General features: G+C 52.3%; 15 protein-coding genes, 1 tRNA gene and 1 pseudogene. 8 read left to right on the top strand and 9 right to left on the bottom strand.

What is annotated here, in order from left to right:
* Positions 1–73: 73 nt before the first annotated feature.
* Complete coding sequence (locus AKG43_RS04215) at positions 74–973, bottom strand: recombination-associated protein RdgC (protein ID WP_054599327.1); 900 nt, start codon at positions 971–973, stop codon at positions 74–76.
* Positions 974–1,094: 121 nt separating this feature from the next.
* Between AKG43_RS04215 and AKG43_RS04210 the strand changes: the two genes are divergently transcribed.
* Positions 1,095–1,170, top strand: a tRNA-Glu gene (locus AKG43_RS04210).
* Between the two features lie 192 nt (positions 1,171–1,362).
* On the opposite strand, the gene yegQ is transcribed toward AKG43_RS04210, so the two are convergent.
* Together yegQ and AKG43_RS04200 are read right to left on the bottom strand one after the other, a co-directional pair.
* A complete protein-coding gene (gene yegQ / locus AKG43_RS04205) occupies positions 1,363–2,718 on the bottom strand; it encodes a tRNA 5-hydroxyuridine modification protein YegQ (protein ID WP_054599326.1) in 1,356 nt (451 codons plus the stop codon).
* 156 nt (positions 2,719–2,874) lie between these two features.
* Entirely contained in the window at positions 2,875–3,192 is a 318-nt protein-coding gene (locus AKG43_RS04200) for a hypothetical protein (RefSeq protein WP_054599325.1), read from the bottom strand.
* 148 nt (positions 3,193–3,340) lie between these two features.
* On the opposite strand from AKG43_RS04200, the gene AKG43_RS04195 reads away from it, so the two are divergent.
* Entirely contained in the window at positions 3,341–4,090 is a 750-nt protein-coding gene (locus AKG43_RS04195) for an amino acid ABC transporter permease (RefSeq protein ID WP_054599324.1), read from the top strand.
* Between the two features lie 125 nt (positions 4,091–4,215).
* Here the strand turns inward: AKG43_RS04195 and AKG43_RS04190 are convergent, their stop codons facing one another.
* Together AKG43_RS04190 and AKG43_RS04185 are read right to left on the bottom strand one after the other, a co-directional pair.
* Positions 4,216–4,563 carry a hypothetical protein gene (locus tag AKG43_RS04190; RefSeq protein ID WP_054599323.1) on the bottom strand — a complete coding sequence of 116 codons (348 nt, stop codon included), beginning with the start codon at positions 4,561–4,563 and terminating at the stop codon, positions 4,216–4,218.
* 300 nt (positions 4,564–4,863) lie between these two features.
* A complete protein-coding gene (locus tag AKG43_RS04185; protein WP_054599322.1) occupies positions 4,864–5,055 on the bottom strand; it encodes a zinc-finger domain-containing protein in 192 nt (63 codons plus the stop codon).
* Positions 5,056–5,398: 343 nt separating this feature from the next.
* Here AKG43_RS04185 and AKG43_RS04180 point away from each other — a divergent pair, with 343 nt between their 5' ends.
* The 3 genes from AKG43_RS04180 to AKG43_RS04170 all read left to right on the top strand — a co-directional run bounded on the left by AKG43_RS04180 (position 5,399) and on the right by AKG43_RS04170 (position 7,483).
* A complete protein-coding gene (locus AKG43_RS04180; protein WP_054599321.1) occupies positions 5,399–5,737 on the top strand; it encodes a lipopolysaccharide assembly LapA domain-containing protein in 339 nt (112 codons plus the stop codon).
* Between the two features lie 6 nt (positions 5,738–5,743).
* Positions 5,744–6,913 carry a lipopolysaccharide assembly protein LapB gene (lapB, locus tag AKG43_RS04175; RefSeq protein WP_054599320.1) on the top strand — a complete coding sequence of 390 codons (1,170 nt, stop codon included), beginning with the start codon at positions 5,744–5,746 and terminating at the stop codon, positions 6,911–6,913.
* 78 nt (positions 6,914–6,991) lie between these two features.
* Positions 6,992–7,483: a DMP19 family protein gene (locus AKG43_RS04170; RefSeq protein WP_054599319.1), complete on the top strand. Its 492-nt coding sequence runs from the start codon at positions 6,992–6,994 to the stop codon at positions 7,481–7,483.
* Between the two features lie 164 nt (positions 7,484–7,647).
* Here the strand turns inward: AKG43_RS04170 and AKG43_RS04165 are convergent.
* The 4 genes and pseudogenes from AKG43_RS04165 to pxpB form a co-directional block, all read right to left on the bottom strand.
* Positions 7,648–8,837 (bottom strand): annotated as a pseudogene (locus AKG43_RS04165) (NRAMP family divalent metal transporter).
* 248 nt (positions 8,838–9,085) lie between these two features.
* Positions 9,086–9,823, bottom strand: a complete 738-nt coding sequence (pxpA, locus tag AKG43_RS04160) for a 5-oxoprolinase subunit PxpA (protein ID WP_054599318.1) — start codon at positions 9,821–9,823, stop codon at positions 9,086–9,088.
* A complete protein-coding gene (locus AKG43_RS04155) occupies positions 9,813–10,742 on the bottom strand; it encodes a biotin-dependent carboxyltransferase family protein (protein ID WP_054599317.1) in 930 nt (309 codons plus the stop codon). The genes pxpA and AKG43_RS04155 overlap by 11 nt, the downstream gene beginning before the upstream one ends.
* Complete coding sequence (pxpB, locus tag AKG43_RS04150; RefSeq protein ID WP_054599316.1) at positions 10,739–11,389, bottom strand: 5-oxoprolinase subunit PxpB; 651 nt, start codon at positions 11,387–11,389, stop codon at positions 10,739–10,741. The genes AKG43_RS04155 and pxpB overlap by 4 nt, the downstream gene beginning before the upstream one ends.
* Before the next feature lie 212 nt (positions 11,390–11,601).
* On the opposite strand from pxpB, the gene AKG43_RS04145 reads away from it, so the two are divergent.
* From AKG43_RS04145 to AKG43_RS04135, 3 genes are all read left to right on the top strand, one after another.
* Positions 11,602–12,405 (top strand): excalibur calcium-binding domain-containing protein, encoded by an 804-nt coding sequence (locus AKG43_RS04145; protein WP_197273113.1) that lies wholly within the window; start codon positions 11,602–11,604, stop codon positions 12,403–12,405.
* Between the two features lie 431 nt (positions 12,406–12,836).
* Positions 12,837–14,558, top strand: a complete 1,722-nt coding sequence (gene argS / locus AKG43_RS04140; RefSeq protein WP_054599314.1) for an arginine--tRNA ligase — start codon at positions 12,837–12,839, stop codon at positions 14,556–14,558.
* A gap of 145 nt (positions 14,559–14,703) precedes the next feature.
* Positions 14,704–15,834, top strand: a complete 1,131-nt coding sequence (locus AKG43_RS04135; protein WP_054599313.1) for a hypothetical protein — start codon at positions 14,704–14,706, stop codon at positions 15,832–15,834.
* The last annotated feature ends 73 nt before the right edge of the window (positions 15,835–15,907 follow it).

Genomic DNA, 15,907 nt, shown 5'->3' with positions numbered 1-15,907 from the left:
AAGCAAAAAAAACAGCCGTTGCAATAATCGGCTGTTTCCTGTTGCGGTTTAAGCGGCGGGGGCGGTTTGGCGGTTATTCCTGCCAGCCGCCCAAATAGCCGGCCAATTCTTCAAGCATCGTACTCAAAGCCTCGGTCATCAGGATTTGCGAAGCAAATGTCAGGCTGGCGGCATCGTCGCCGTGGCCTTCGGCTTCTTCCTGCAAAACATCCAGATATTGAATGCGTTTGAGTGTGAAGTCTTGCGTGAGGATAAATGAAATTTGTTCACGCCATATCAGCCCCAGCTGGGTAACGGTTTTGCCGTTTTTCACATGTTGGATAACCTCATCGGCGGTTAAATCCTGTTTGGATACTTTAACCACCGGTGCTACGTCTCCCGTTCCTTTCAGCTCGCAATCGCTGTCCAGTTCGAAGCCGCCTTCGGCCGCGCCGCGCAGCAGCCAGTCGGTCATCAAGCTGCCGGGCGATTGTTTGGCATTGGGCAAACGTGCTTCCAAACCGCCCAATGCTTCGCGCAGTTTGGTCAGCATGCCTTCTGCTTTGGCGGCCGAAGCGTTGTTTATAAAGAGATAGCCGTGTTTGGTGTCGAAAATGGCTTGGGTGCGGCTGCTGCGGGTAAAGGCGCGCGGTAATAAGTCGTCGGTAATTTGTTCTTTTAATTCTTGTTTTTCTTTGCGCCCGACGTTACGGGCTTCTGCGTTCTGTATTTCGGCAACGCGTTCGTCCAAAATATCGCGGATCACGCCTGCCGGTAATACTTTTTCTTCTTTTTTTAATGCCACGCGCCAAGTGTAGTCAGCAGGGAAAACGGTTTCGGGCGAAAAGGAAACCGGAGCGGAAAAACCTTCGCTGAACCAATCCAAACCCATGCACGGCGTGAATTCGGCTTCGTTGAGTTTTTCGGCCAATGTTTCGAGGGCGGGAAGTTTGTCTGTGTTGAGCGGGTAAAAGCTGATTTGTTTGAACCACATGGCATTTCTTTCATATTAAACCGCGGCATTATACCGTAGCGGCAGGCCGTCTGAAAGGCGTTATGCAGGTGTTTTATTGACAAGTGTGTTGCGTATCGGTATAGTTGCGCGTTTCGGTTACGCGCCCATCGTCTAGAGGCCTAGGACACTGCCCTTTCACGGCGGCAACCGGGGTTCGAATCCCCGTGGGCGTGCCAGATTCTTAAAAATCCGCTTGAGTACTCAAGCGGATTTTTGTATTTAAATCGGGTTGAAAGATAGGGCAGCAAAGGCCTTGCACCGGTCTTTTGTGAACGATAACAAAACTGCACCTCACAAGTGGGAAGCATCTAACTTGTGAGGTGCAGTTGGTTTTTCAGACGGCCTCGTTGCCGGCCGCCGGATTTGGGTTAAGGATTCATAATCCGCGCAATCAATGCTTTATCTTTACCCTGCATGTTGGGAATCTTCACCTGAATGCCGTTGCCGGGCGCGGCATCCACAGCTTCGCCTTTGCGGGTCATGGCGTCCAGCACCAGCGTTTGGTTGCCTTGCGGGTGGATGATTTCAATGGTGTCGCCCACGGCAAAACGGTTTTTCACGTCCACCGTCGCCCAACCGTCGGCATCGATTTCGGTAATCTGGCCCACAAACTGGCTTTGTTTGGCCAGCGAATGGCCGTGCAGGTAGTTTTGGTATTCCTGCGTTTGGTGGCGTTCCAAAAAGCCCGAAGTATAGCCGCGGTTGGCCAAGCCTTCGAGTTCGGCCAACAGGCTGTAATCAAAGGGCTTTCCGGTCACGGCATCGTCAATCGCTTTGCGGTAGGCTTGGGCGACGCGGGCGACGTAGTAAACCGATTTGGTGCGGCCTTCCACTTTAAGGCTGTCCACACCGATTTCGGCGAGTTTGGCCACTTGCTCGATGGCGCGCAAGTCTTTGGAATTCATAATATAGGTGCCGTGCTCGTCTTCCATAATCGGCATCAGCTCGCCCGGGCGGTTGGCTTCTTCAATCAGGAACACTTTGTTGGCTTCGGGGTGACGCACTTGGCCGTTGATGCCTTCAAATGCGGCATTGGCTTCTTCTTGCGCTTGGTTGAAATTAAAGCCTTGCAACAATTTGGCATCACCCATTTCATCGGTTTCGGCGTTGTGAACCGTGTAGTCCCAGCGGCAGGCGTTGGTGCAGGTGCCTTGATTGGGGTCGCGGTGGTTGAAGTAGCCGGAAAGCAGGCAGCGGCCGGAATAGGCGATACACAATGCGCCGTGCACGAACACTTCTAATTCAATGTCGGGGCACTCTTGGCGGATTTCGGCGATTTCTTCCATGCTCAATTCGCGCGAGAGGATAATCCGCTCCACGCCGATTTTTTGCCAGAATTTCACGCCCCAGTAGTTGGTGGTGTTGGCCTGCACGGAAAGGTGAATCGGCATTTCCGGCCATTTTTCGCGCACCTGCATAATCAGGCCGGGGTCGGCCATAATCAGCGCGTCGGGCTTCATGGCGATCAGCGGCTCCATGTCGGCCATAAAGGTTTTCAGTTTGGAGTTGTGCGGCAAGGTGTTGACGGTAAGGAAGAATTTTTTACCGCGTTGGTGCGCTTCGTTAATGCCTTGTTCCAGCACCGGCAGTTTGGCGAATTCGTTGTTGCGGGCGCGCAGGGAATAGCGCGGGCTGCCGGCATAAACGGCATCGGCGCCGAAATCATAGGCGGCGCGCATGCGCTCGAGACCGCCGGCAGGGAGAAGGAGTTCGGGTGATTTCATGATGTGTATTGCTTTTAAAAATAAAATGTTTCAAACGCTTAGGCCGTCTGAAACATAAAACGGACAAGGTGCGGGATTATCCGCCTTTTCGTTTGAGAGGTCAATTTGGAGGAGGGGTTTCAGCCTTTCAGACGGATTAAGATGTAAGAAATCCTCTCAGCTTGTTTCGGATTTGACAAATCCCAAATCGTCTTGGCCGAGCCAAGTCAGCTGCATGTCAGCACCGATAATGCTGGCGTCAATCAGGGTTAAGGCATGCTGTAAAGCTTGTATGCCGTCAATACCGATGACACCGAAATTGAAGTCTTTGCCTGCGCCGACGATGCGGTAGTGGCGAATCCATTCTTCTTCGTTGTCGTGGTAAATTTCGGGTTTGCCGATGAATACTTCTACGGTTTCTCCCGGTTGTCCGGCAACTTCGAGTACGCGGTGGGCAAATGCATTGTGCCGGGAGAGTAGAGCGGTTTTGGTCATTCGTTTCCTTAATCTAACTGAATGTTGAGTAGAGCCGTCTGAAATAAATCATTTCAAGATGTGTATTTTCTTGTAAAATACTTCGTTTCGTCCGGCACCTGCGTGATGCCGGCTTTCTCTTTCGTTTGAATGGATTTAGAGCCGCAACATGAATTTTCGTTTCGACATTATCCTTGAATATCGCGAGATGTTCATTTACGGCACACTGACCACGCTGGGGCTGACGGTGGCCGCTACTTTGGGCGGCACGGTTTTAGGCTTGTTCGGTGCTTTGGCACGGTTGACCCGTTTTGAAAAAGGCAATGTATTTGCCCGCTTTTTCGCTTGGTTTTTACGCACCGTATCATTGGTGTATGTAACGCTGTTTCGCGGCACCCCCCTATATGTGCAGATTTTTATCTGGTATTTCGTGTGGGCGGTTGCGTTAATCCACCCGACCGACGGTTGGCTCATCCGCGGTGATTTGGCGATTGAGCTGCGCCGCAATTACGGTGCTTTGATTGCAGGTGCTTTGGCGTTAACGGTGAATGCCGGAGCTTATATTACCGAGATTTTCCGCGCAGGTATCCAGTCTATCGACCGCGGGCAGATCGAAGCCGCACGCTCGCTGGGTTTGACTTATCCCCAAGCCATGCGTTATGTGATTTTGCCGCAGGCGTTGCGCCGTATGCTGCCGCCGCTGGCCAATGAGTTTATTACGCTGCTGAAAGACAGCTCGCTGTTGTCGGCAATTGCCGTAACCGAATTGGCTTACGTTCAATCTACCATTTCCGGCCGTTATTCGATTTACGACACGCCGCTTTATACTGTTGCGCTGATTTATTTGGTGATGACCATGTGTTTGGGTTGGCTGTTTGCGACTTTGGAAAAACGCTACAATACCGCAGGCCACCGTTAACGGTTTGCATATTGCCCAACGGTATGAACACACTTGAAAAACCCGCTTGCAAAGCCCGATAAATAACGGTTTGGCAAGCGGGTTTTGTTGTAAAGAGACGGTTGGCGAGTAAGGTTTTGCGCGGATTAATCCACTTCGCGGTAAACCGTTACCTTGCCTTTTCGTTTCAGCGTGGCGCGGTCTTCCTGAACATGCCAGCGGGTTGAGGCATTGCTGTATTCCACGCCTTTTGCCCAAGATTGAACCTGTTTGAGGGTTTCCGTGGTGTTGCCTTCGCGCAATTCAACCGTAAGCGGGCTGTGGTTGTTGTAATACACGGCGGTCAGGTGTTTGCCTTTGTAGGATTTATAGTGGATGGTTTGGGATTCGGATTCGGCCACAACGGGCGCGGGGGCGTCGGGGCGAACGGCTTTTTGGGTGCCGCAGGCGGCGCAGCACAACAGGGAAAAAATCAGAAAATAGCGTTTAATCATAACTATGCAACCGTAGAAATAACGGGTGCATTATAAACGAAATGCCTGTCACATTTTCCGGATGTTGCGAAAAAGCCGAATATGAATATTATGATGTGCAGGCTTAAAAACGGGGTGTTGTTGTGATTGGCGGTAAGCCCGAAACGGCACGGCAGTCAAAAAGTTAATCTGCGCTACAAGCCGCATGGCCAATTCACTGTTGCTGCGGAAGGGGCGGAGCGATGCGGCCGGCGATGCACCCTAAAAAGACGCTTGGTTAAAAAAGCGTCTTTTATCCGGTTCGGGCGGGTGTGTTGCCGGTTAGTGGTGGCCTTTGATTTCGCCTTCCAGCCGGTAAATCGTGCCGCAGTAGGGGCATTCGACGGTGCCGTTTGATTGGATGGGCAGGAACACGCGCGGGTGGCCGTTCCATGTTTCGTTTTTCGGGCCGGAGCAATGCAGGGGCAGGTCGTGGGGCGTGATAACAATAGTAGTAGCGTTTTGGTTGCTCATGTGGTTTCCTTTTTTATCATGGGTGGCTGGCCGCCGCAGTAGCATGGGTTTGGTTTTTACCGCTGTAAACAGGGCGTATGGTACGGCATGCCCGCCTAATTTTAAAGTATCGGCAGCGGATTATCATCAAAACGTGTTAAAACCGTACACAATTGCGGCGGTGCGCAGATGCGCAGATAGGATGCCGGCTGTGAGGCCGTCTGAAAACAAAACGCCGACGGGCCGTCGTTTGCTGCTTTCTTTGCTATAAGGGCGGCAAATCGTTTAAACTGTTGCCTCCGCACCGGCCGCTTCAGACGGCCTGCTGTTTTACCTCAAAAATAATCAGAATACGGAGCATGTGATGAAAATCATTTCCGGCATTATTAAAATACTTATTTTATTGGTATTTTTAGTACTCGCTTTAAGCAATACCCAAACCGTTCAGTTTTTTTACCTGCCTGCGCAACCGATCGAGCTGCCTTTGATTGTGGTGCTGTTCGGTGCTTTTGTGATCGGCGCCATATTCGGCCTGTTTGCCCTGTTCGGCCGTTTGATGACTTTACGCAGCGAAAACAACCGCCTGCGCAGCGAAGTGAAAAAATCCGCCCGCATAACCGAGCAGGATTTGGTTGTGCCCTCGGCGCCCGTATCTCCGGCTGCCCCCGCCGTATCTTCGCAGCCGTCTGAACGCAAGGAATAATCCGGCATGGAAAACGAACTTTGGATTCTGCTGTTGCCGATCATCCTGCTGCCGGTGTTTTTTGCGATGGGCTGGTTTGCGGCACGGGTGGATATGAAAACCGTGCTGAAACAGGCTAAAACCGTGCCGGGCGGTTTTTACAAGAGTTTGGACGCATTGGTCGACCGCAACAGCGGCAAAGCCGCACGCGAGCTGGCGGAGGTAATCGACCAGCAGCCGCAGTCTTACGATTTGAATCTCACTTTGGGCAAACTTTACCGCCAGCGCGGCGAGAACGACAAAGCCATCAATATGCATCAGGCTCTGCTTGAATCTCCCGATACCGTGGGCGAAAAACGCGAGCGGGTGTTGTTTGAACTGGGACAGAATTACCAAAGCGCAGGTTTGGTTGACCGTGCCGAACAGATTTTTCTTGGCCTGCAAAACGGCAACATGGCCAAAGAAGCGCGGCAAGTGTTGTTGAGCATTTACCAGCAAGACCGCGATTGGGAAAAGGCCATTGAAATGGCGCAGCTGTTAAGCCACGACGAGCAGACTTATCAGTTTGAAATCGCGCAGTTTTATTGCGAGTTGGCTCAAACCGCCCTGTTTAAGTGCGATTCCGATACCGCTTTGCATTACGTTGAAAAAGCACTGGATGCCAATAAAAAATGTACCCGTGCCAATATGATTTTGGGCGACATCGAGCAGAAGCGCGGGCGTTATGAAGCCGCCATCGAAGCCTATACCGCGATTGAGAAGCAAAACCACGCTTATTTGAGCATGGTGGGCGAGCGGCTCTACGATGCTTATGATGCGCTCGGACGGGCGCAGGAAGGGTTGAACGTGCTGATCGGCTATATGCACACCTTCCCCCAGCTTGATCTGATCAACGTGATTTATGAAAAATCGCTGCTGCTCAACGGCGAAAGCGAAGCCGCGCATACCGCAGTCGAATTGGTGCGCCAAAAGCCCGATTTGAGCGGCGTGTACCGCTTGTTGGGTTTGCAGTTGAGCGAATTGAATCCGGCTTGGAAAGCCGATGCCGATATGATGCGTTCGGTGGTCGGCCGCCAGCTGCAAAAAGCCGTGATGTACCGCTGCCGCAACTGCCATTTCAAATCGCAAGTGTTTTTCTGGCATTGCCCGGCTTGCAACAAGTGGGAAACTTTTACCCCCAACCGTATCGAAGTGTAATTTTCAGACGGCCTCGACAGTATGCAGTCAGGCCGTCTGAATTTTTTATCAGCTTTTTAACGAAATACCGTTCTTGTTATGTCTGAACATATTATCCATCTTGATGATTTGAACCCCGAAGATCCGGCAGGGTTTCTCTATACCTTGTCGGACGCTTACCTTGAATACAGTGAAACGCACGGCATGGAAGCGCTGAACGACGAGCAGCACACCTTGCTGGCCTATTGCTATCTCGACAGCCAAGTGCAGGAGGGCGGTTTTCTCCAACTGATTGCAGCAGGTTACGGCGAATATATTTTTATGAACCCGTTGGCCGACAGCCTGCGCCGCTGGCGGATCAAACCGACGCCGAAAATTATCGAAAAAGCCAAAGCCCTGTATGCGGAACACGGTTCAGCCATCGAGCAGATGGCCGACGAAGAAGTGGCGTTGGAAGACATCCGCGCACAGTTCGGCATGTTTGAAGAATTGGACGGCGATTACTACGAAGCCGCCGATGAAGATTTGGCCGCCGCTGCCTTATATGTGTTGGCGAACCGCGATAAGTTTATGGTGATCGGGCGGGAATGATGCCGTCTGAAAAATTAATGGTGATGTTGTGAGGCAGTTAAACAGCAGCTTTGCGCTGTGAGTTTGTATTGCTGTTGAGTTTGTTTTTCCCCAATCTTCAAGGCCGTCTGAAAATTTCTTTTCAGACGGCCTGTTCATATATAGGCTGCTTGAGGAGATGGTTTTTAACCTGCCAGCGAGCCGATGTATTTGATTAAAGTCATGCCGCTTAATACCGCCATGGCGATTACCACAATCAAACCGCACACCGTCATCCATTTCGGGTGTTTGTAGTCGCCGACAATATCGGAACGGTATGCGGCCAGCAGAATCAGGCCGAGGGAAATCGGCAGAATCAAGCCGTTGAGTGTGCCGACGAACACCAACACTTGGGCGGGGCGGCCGATTGTTGCCAGCACCAGCGTTGAAACCAGAATAAAGCCGATAATCCAAGCATTGCGGTTTTTTTCGATACGCGGGCTGAAGCCTGAAATAAACGATACCGAAGTATAGGCTGCACCGATAACGGAAGTTATCGAGGCCGCCCAAATCACCACGCCGAAAATCAGCAGCCCGGCATGGCCGGCAACATGTTCAAACGGTGTGGCGGCGGGGTTTTTCGGGTCTAACGTTACGCCTTGGGATACCACGCCCAACACGGCGAGAAACAGGATAACCCGCATCACGGAAGCGATCAGAATGGCCGAAACCGAGCTGCGGTTGACTTCGGGCAATGAAGATTTGCCTTTAATGCCGGCATCGAGCAAACGGTGTGCGCCCGCAAAAGTGATGTAGCCGCCCACCGTGCCGCCCACTAAGGTAACAATTGCCACCGCATCCAGTTTTAACGGCACGAAAGTACGCAGTACCGCTTCGCCCAAAGGCGGCGATGCCCGCCATGCCACATAAAGCGTGAGACCGATCATGATGAAGCCCATCACTTGGGCGAATCTGTCCATCGCTTTTCCCGCCTCCCTAAACAGAAAATGCCGATGGCCACCGCGCCGCTGATAATCGCGCCCATTTCGGGCGATAGGCCGGTGAGAATATTGATGCCCAAACCTGCACCGCCGACGTTGCCGATGTTGAAAGCCAATCCGCCCATCACGATCAGCAGAGCCAAAAAATAGCCCGCACCGGGAAAAACACGGTTGGCAATGTCTTGGGCGCGTTGTTCGGATACGGCGATGATGCGCCAAATATTGAGCTGCGCGCCGATGTCGAGCAGTATCGACACCAAAATCACAAAGCCGAAACTGGCGAGCAGGCTTTGCGTAAACGTGGCCGTTTGGGTAAGAAAGCCCGGCCCCACAGCCGAGGTGGCCATCAAGAAAGCCGCGCCGATAAGGGTATTGCGGCGGTTGTTGTTTGACATAGAGTTCTCCTGTTGTTGTTATATTTCCGCATCATTGCCGCGGGGTGCTTGCGGCAATGTATGCGGTTAATGCTTGTATGGTTGGGATGTTTTGCGTTTGAAGTGCTGTTCGGTTTGATGGTGTGTATGGTGCGCAAACAACTTGCGGTGTTGTGCGCACTTTTTTGTTATGAATTGTCAAAAAAATGCAAGATACTTTAGCAAGACAGCAGATATTGTTATTAGTTCACTATCGGTATGGATTGTTTTCAGACGGCCTGTATGCCGATGCGGTTTGCTGTTAAGGCTTGGGTGATTTTGTCGGCAAACTCGAGCGCGTGGGCGCCGTCTCCGTGCAGGCAGATACTGTCGGCGCACACTTTGACCGTGCTGCCGTCCACCGCCGTTACCGTGCCTTCTTTAACCATTTGCAACACTTGGGCGATGGCTTCTTCATCGCTGTCCACTTGGGCGTCGGTGCGTGTGCGCGGCACGAGCTTGCCGTCGGGCAGGTAGCGGCGGTCGGCAAATACTTCCGAAATCACTTCCAAACCGGCGGCTTGCCCGGCTTCGAGCAACAGGCTGCCGGAAAGTGCCATCAGTTTCAGTTCGGGATTGAAGCGGCGCACGGTGTCGGCCACGATGGCGGCCAGCGCGGCATCGGCGGCGGCTTGGTTATACAAAGCACCGTGCGGTTTGACATAGGCCGTCTGAACGCCTGCCGCATCGCACAAAGCCTGCAATGCACCGAGCTGGTATTGCAGATAGGCGCGCAATTCCTGTTCGGGCAAAGTCATGTTGGTGCGGCCGAAATTTTCGCGGTCGGGATAGCCCGGATGCGCACCGATGCGCACGCCGTATTGTTTGGCCCAAGCGATGGCTTTCTGCATTTGAGCCGCATTGCCCGCATGGAGCGCACAAGCAATGTTGGCCGACGAAATGCGCTGCATCAAGGCGTGGTCGTTGCCGCAGCCTTCGGCTAAGTCGGCGTTTAAATCAACGTGCATTTTCCGCAATCCTTTTGATTTGGTTGAGATAAGTTTGGTTTTGTTTGAGCAGGTTGGCGGCGTCTTGTATGGAGGCCGTCTGAAAAAAGATTTTGCTGCCGAAGCGGATTTGTGCCAAACGCCCTAAGTCTGCGGCAACGACCGAGGCGATTTTGGGATAGCCGCCGGTGGTTTGCGCGTCGGCCATCAAGATAATTGGTTGTCCGTTCGGCGGTACCTGTATTGTGCCGAACTGAACGGCGTGGGAAAGCATTTCCAACGGCTCGGCAGTAGCCAGCTGCGCGCCTTCAAAACGGTAGCCCATGCGGTTGCTGTTGCTTTGCAGTGTCCAAGCATTTTGCCACAGCAGGGAATGCGAACGGCGCGTAAACGCATGATATTCGGAAGAAGGCACGGCACGGATGCGGTGCGACGGTGTGGGCGGGGCAATGCCGATGCGTTTGGCTTCGGCACTGCGGATGTTGAGCGGAATGCTGTCGCCTTCCTGAAGCCTGCGGCCTGCGAAACCGCCGAAAGCCGCTCTTAAATCGGTGCTGCGCGAACCCAGCACTTCGGGCACGTTAAAGCCGCCGTATACGCACAAGTAGCCGTACATGCCCTGCACGGCACGCACGAGTTTCAGCGTTTGCCCGCGCCGTGCGGTATAACGCCAATAAGAATAAACCGGTTCGCCGTCGAGTTCGGCTTCGTACACTGCGCCGGTGATGCAGAACGGCGTATCGTGTTCAAAAGACACGGTCAAACCGCCGAGCGTGATTTCTACGGCTGCTGCGTTTTCGGGATTGCACAGCAGCAGATTGCCCGCGCGCAGCGAAAGCGTATCCATCGCTCCGGCATGTCCGACACCGAAACGCCGCAAACCGAAGCGGCCCAAGTCTTGAATATGTGCCAAAGCGGGCGCTTGGATAACATGCATCATAGGCAAACCTTTTCGGCAACAAAACGCACCGTGTCTCCCGCCTGAAGCAGGGTGGGCGGGTATGAGGCCGTCTGAAACAAAGATATTTCCGTGCGCCCGATCAGCTGCCAGCCGCCGGGCGAGGCAAAAGGATAAACGCCGGTTTGGCTGCCGCCTATGCCCACCGAGCCGGCAGGCACTTCGGTGCGCGGCACGGCGCGGCGTGGCGTGTGCAGATGTTCGGGCAGCCCGCCCAAATAGGGAAAGCCGGGTTGGAAACCCATCATAAACACGGTGTAAACCGGTTCGGTGTGGCGTCGGACGATTTCCTGCGGCGTGGTGCGGTGAAATGCGGCAACTTCATGCAGATCGGCACCGTATTCGCCGCCGTAACAAACGGGGATATCGATGTGGCGGCCTTTTTTCCGGCGGGCGGCGGTTGACTGCCATATCTCAAGCAAGGTGTGCGTGCATGCGGTCAGGTCTGCATCGGGGCGGAGAAATACCGTCAGATTGTTCATGCCGGTAACGGCCTCAGCCGTTTCGGGCAGATTTTGCACGGCATCGGCAAATGCCCACAAACGCTGCTGTTTTTCCGGCGCGGCGGGCGGCGGCAGCACGCAAACCAATGCCGATTCGCTGATGGGGGTAATCTCGATGGCAGACATGATTGGATTTGTAGCGTTTTGTTATCTTATGTAGTGATTTTATATTAATCTTTTCAATAAGTTTGTCAAGGCCGTCTGAAAAAACGCCGTTTAAGCCTTACAAACATAAAAAAAAGATGTATTTCGCAACAGTTTCTTTTAAAATATAGCAATTGCATAACCACAAGATTACAAGCTAAAAAAGGGAAAGCATGCGCTATCACGGAACCATTATGCGCTGGGACTACGAGCTCGGCTTCGGATTCATTAAAGAAGAACAAACCAAATCTGAAATCTTTGCCCATATCGGTGAATTTGAAACCGAAAATCCGCCCCCGCGCGACGGCGAAACCGTGTCGTTCGACATTGTCAGCAACAGCCACGGCACGGAAGAAGCCAAAAATATCGAATACACCAACCGCCGCCGCAAGCCCGTTGCGGTGGATATCGAAACGGAAGAAGACTCGCCTAAAAACCTGTCGCTTTGGTTGAAAGGTATGGTGGCTGCTTTGGTGGGCATTCCCCTGTTGGGTGCGGCCGGCTATTACGGCTTGAGCCGTTGGCAGGATTATCAGGCCGAACACCGCGTAACGGGCGTAATGGTCGATCAAGTGGCCGACAAAATGATGGCCGAACGCGAAGCATGGAAAAGGGCGGTGGAATCTCCCGCGCAAAGGAAAGCCGCTTCGGCGCAAACCAATACCAAACAGCAAATCAACGGCGTGGAATCTCCCGCGCAAAGGAAAGCCGCTTCCCCTTTCAAATGCGACGGACGCACACATTGCTCGCAAATGAAATCGTTTGCCGAAGCGCAATATTTCTTAGAATACTGCCCCAATGTGAAGATGGACGGCGACCATGACGGCATTCCCTGCGAGGAACAGTTTGCCGACGAAATCAAGCAGGCCGGCATGGATACCGGCAAAAACAATGGCAGCATAGGTTCCAAATTGGCAGGCATGTTCGACGATAAAGACAACGATAACGAGCGCGGCGGTATTTGGTCGGATAACGACGGCGGCCGCAAGAGAAGATAAAGTCGGCGTATCCGCATGGCCGTCTGAAACTAACCGTTCAGACGGCCTGAGATTTTTGCTAACCCCTTGCAAAGGTCTCGGCCTGTTGCTTTGAAATCGCGTTGCCCTGCATCATCGTGATCAATCAACACCGCAACACGCCGAATCATCTGCCGAAACAGAAAAAGATTTTTTACCAAGCCGATTTCTTTTAAAATAAGCCCATTCCGAATCAGGCCGTTTCAGACGGCCTTTAAAGCATGTTGTTCGTCGGCATTGCGGCGGTTTTCGGATCAATATCCACAACTATATTTATTTGCCGCGTTTAAAAGCCCCGTGGGATGTCCAATCTTGCAGTGTTTTGTCTTGCCCCTGCGGATTGTTCTAATAAACCGTTCCGCAAGCGACCGATCACATGCTTACACTTAATACATTCAAAACAGAGCATCTACATGAATCTACATCAAACCGTATCCCGCGAAGCGGAACAAGCCTTTGCCGCGGCCGGTATCGCCGGTGCCCCCGTGATTTTACAGCCTGCTAAAAATGCCGATTTCGGCGATTTTCAAATCAACGGCGTGATGGGTGCCGCCAAGCAGGCCAAACAAAACCCGCGCGAGCTGGCGCAAAAAGTGGCCGATGCTTTATCCGGCAGCAGCGTGATTGAAAGCGCCGAAGTCGCCGGCCCGGGCTTCATCAACCTGCGCATTGCCCCTGCCTTTCTTTCAGACGGCCTGCAAAAAGCTTTGGCCGACACTGCACGTTTGGGTGTACAAGAAGCGGAACGCAAACAAACCGTCGTGATCGATTATTCTTCGCCCAACTTGGCCAAAGAAATGCACGTCGGCCATTTGCGCTCCAGCATCATCGGCGACAGCATCGCCCGCATTCTCGGCTTTTTAGGCCACAAGGTTGTCCGTCAAAACCATGTGGGCGATTGGGGCACGCAGTTCGGCATGTTGGTTGCCTATATGGTGGAACAACAACAAGACAACGCCGAGTTTGAGCTGGCCGATTTGGAACAGTTTTACCGCAATGCCAAAGTGCGCTTCGACGAAGACGCGGCATTTGCCGACACCGCCCGCGAATATGTGGTGAAGCTGCAAGGCGGTGATGAGCACGTTTTGGCTTTGTGGAAGCAGTTTGTCGAGATTTCTCTGAAGCACGCACAAAATGTTTACGACACGCTGGGCTTGCTGCTCACGCCCGACGATGTGGCCGGAGAATCGATTTACAACGAAGATTTGCGGGCCGTAGTCGATGATTTGAGCGCTAAAGGTTTGGCTGTGGACGACGACGGTGCCAAAGTGGTGTTTTTAGACGAATTTAAAAACCAAGACGGCGATCCGGCTGCCTTTATCGTGCAAAAACAAGGCGGCGGTTTTCTCTATGCCAGCACCGATTTGGCCTGTATGCGTTACCGTGTAGGCACACTTCAAGCCGACCGTTTGCTGTATGTGGTTGACCACCGCCAAAAACTGCATTTCGAGCAATTGTTTACCGTTTCTCGTAAAGCGGGCTACCTGCCCGAAAACGTACAGGCAGAATTTATCGGCTTCGGCACCATGATGGGCAAAGACGGCAAGCCGTTCAAAACCCGCAGCGGCGATACCGTGAAGCTGGTGGATTTGCTCAACGAAGCGGTTGAGCGTGCAACAGAGTTGGTAAAGAGCAAAAATGCCGAATTGGCTGAAAACGAAGCCAAAGCCATCGGCCGTACCGTCGGCATCGGCGCGGTCAAATACGCCGACTTGAGCAAAAACCGCGCCAGCGATTATGTGTTCGATTGGGACAACATGCTCAGTTTCGAAGGCAATACCGCGCCTTACCTGCAATACGCCTACACCCGCGTACAAAGCGTGTTCCGCAAAGCAGGGGAGTGGGACGAAACCGCCGCGCCGGTGTTGACCGAACCGTTGGAAAAACAGCTTGCCGTTGAATTGCTGAAATTTGAAGACGTGTTGCAGTCTGCCGCCGATACTTCCCACCCGCATTATTTGGCCGGCTATCTCTACCAAGTAGCCACCCTGTTCAGCCGTTTTTACGAAGCCTGCCCGATTCTGAAAGCGCAAGGCGAGGCCCGCAATACCCGGTTGCAGTTGGCCAAATTAACCGGCGCAACCCTGAAACAAGGTTTGGAATTGCTGGGCATTGAAACGCTGGATGTAATGTAATCCGCTCGGGGGTTAAGTTTATTCAAATCAAGAGCCGTTAATATGATAATATAGCGGTCGACATAACTGTCAGAACCCATGCCGGACAAAGCAAAGCTTGTGTCCGGCAAAACTTTTCGATCATAACAATAAGGAAATACCTACCATGAAATCAAACGTTACGCTCACTATCATTGCTGCATGTGTACTCGCGGCTTGCGGAAGCAGCAGCCATAAAGCACCTGTTGCCGTGTCTAAGCCGCAACCGGAGGCTCACGGCGCGAAGAAAGAATCGGCTGACAAATCTCAGGATTTAGACGGGCAAAATTCTTCTAATGAAGGATCTCAACCTAAACAAGAAGCTAAACAAGAGCCCGAACAAGAGCCTAAACAAGAATCCAAACAAGAGCCTAAACAGGAGTCTAAGCAAGAGCCTAAGCAAGAGCCCAAACAACAGCCTGAACAGGAACCCAAACAAGAGCCTGAACAGAAACCCAAACAAGAGCCTGAACAGGAGCCTAAGCAAGAACCTAAGCAAGAGCTTCCGCCTGAATTGCCGAAAACCGACAATTCTGAGCCTCAAGCAGAAGCCCGTCCTTCGGATCAGGAAGTATTTTCCCGCTTAGTTCCATATGCTAAAGGTAGTTTGATAACAGACGGTTTCTTTAAAATGATATTCAATGAAGGCTCGAAAAAAATCGAACTCGACATTATTCAGCCTCATCATTTCACCGGCCAACCCCAAATAGAAACATTGCGCGATATCGAAGGGGCATTGGTCGGCTACTACGGTTATGCCCGTGTGGCCGAACAGAGGCTGGACGATAACCGTGAACAGTATGCGGTTGATCACCATTACTTTATGCAATATGCCGATCCGACTTTGATGAAGCGTCCGGTAGGGCTTGAAAACATTACCTACAACGGCAAAATGCTGTATCAATACAAAGCTTACCCTAACAAGCCTTCTGAGGCGGATGTCGAGGCCGTGTATTCTGGTATGGATAAAACGTTGAAGATGACCATTACTTCGCGCGAAGACGGTGTGTGGAAACTGCATCAAGACAGAACGCCCAAAAGCCCTGCTTTTGTGAATGTGGATGAGCGCGGTAACGTAGCCGGAAATCTGATGTTTTTGAGTAACGAAAGCACGAAAGTGGTGCCCGACGGGCATTTTATCGGCGGCTTATACGGCAAAAACGGCAGCGTATTAAACGGTCGTGCTTTTTCGGAACAGAGAGATAAAGAATGGCAGGGTGTGGTAGGCGCAACAGCCGTTGCCAAACCTGCGCCTTAAGTTCAGCTTTTCAGAGAGTGAAGCCGATTATCGGTAAACCATGATGCAGGCCGTCTGAAATTCGTTTTCAGAC

Source organism: Neisseria sp. 74A18 (assembly GCF_001308005.1).
Lineage (GTDB): Bacteria > Pseudomonadota > Gammaproteobacteria > Burkholderiales > Neisseriaceae > Neisseria > Neisseria dumasiana.
Note: the sequence above shows the minus strand (reverse complement) of the source record. Positions and strands in the feature narration are given on the sequence as shown.

What these genes read in the sequence shown, in the direction of transcription:
- AKG43_RS04180 (WP_054599321.1), top strand. Translation starts at nt 5,399, where the DNA reads ATGAAAATCATTTCCGGCATTATTAAAATACTTATTTTATTGGTATTT.
- argS (WP_054599314.1), top strand. Translation starts at nt 12,837, where the DNA reads ATGAATCTACATCAAACCGTATCCCGCGAAGCGGAACAAGCCTTTGCC.
- AKG43_RS04195 (WP_054599324.1), top strand. Translation starts at nt 3,341, where the DNA reads ATGAATTTTCGTTTCGACATTATCCTTGAATATCGCGAGATGTTCATT.
- AKG43_RS04200 (WP_054599325.1), bottom strand. Translation starts at nt 3,192, where the DNA reads ATGACCAAAACCGCTCTACTCTCCCGGCACAATGCATTTGCCCACCGC.
- AKG43_RS04155 (WP_054599317.1), bottom strand. Translation starts at nt 10,742, where the DNA reads ATGATGCATGTTATCCAAGCGCCCGCTTTGGCACATATTCAAGACTTG.
- AKG43_RS04185 (WP_054599322.1), bottom strand. Translation starts at nt 5,055, where the DNA reads ATGAGCAACCAAAACGCTACTACTATTGTTATCACGCCCCACGACCTG.
- AKG43_RS04170 (WP_054599319.1), top strand. Translation starts at nt 6,992, where the DNA reads ATGTCTGAACATATTATCCATCTTGATGATTTGAACCCCGAAGATCCG.
- AKG43_RS04190 (WP_054599323.1), bottom strand. Translation starts at nt 4,563, where the DNA reads ATGATTAAACGCTATTTTCTGATTTTTTCCCTGTTGTGCTGCGCCGCC.
- AKG43_RS04215 (WP_054599327.1), bottom strand. Translation starts at nt 973, where the DNA reads ATGTGGTTCAAACAAATCAGCTTTTACCCGCTCAACACAGACAAACTT.
- yegQ (WP_054599326.1), bottom strand. Translation starts at nt 2,718, where the DNA reads ATGAAATCACCCGAACTCCTTCTCCCTGCCGGCGGTCTCGAGCGCATG.
- AKG43_RS04135 (WP_054599313.1), top strand. Translation starts at nt 14,704, where the DNA reads ATGAAATCAAACGTTACGCTCACTATCATTGCTGCATGTGTACTCGCG.
- AKG43_RS04145 (WP_197273113.1), top strand. Translation starts at nt 11,602, where the DNA reads ATGCGCTGGGACTACGAGCTCGGCTTCGGATTCATTAAAGAAGAACAA.
- pxpA (WP_054599318.1), bottom strand. Translation starts at nt 9,823, where the DNA reads ATGCACGTTGATTTAAACGCCGACTTAGCCGAAGGCTGCGGCAACGAC.
- lapB (WP_054599320.1), top strand. Translation starts at nt 5,744, where the DNA reads ATGGAAAACGAACTTTGGATTCTGCTGTTGCCGATCATCCTGCTGCCG.
- pxpB (WP_054599316.1), bottom strand. Translation starts at nt 11,389, where the DNA reads ATGTCTGCCATCGAGATTACCCCCATCAGCGAATCGGCATTGGTTTGC.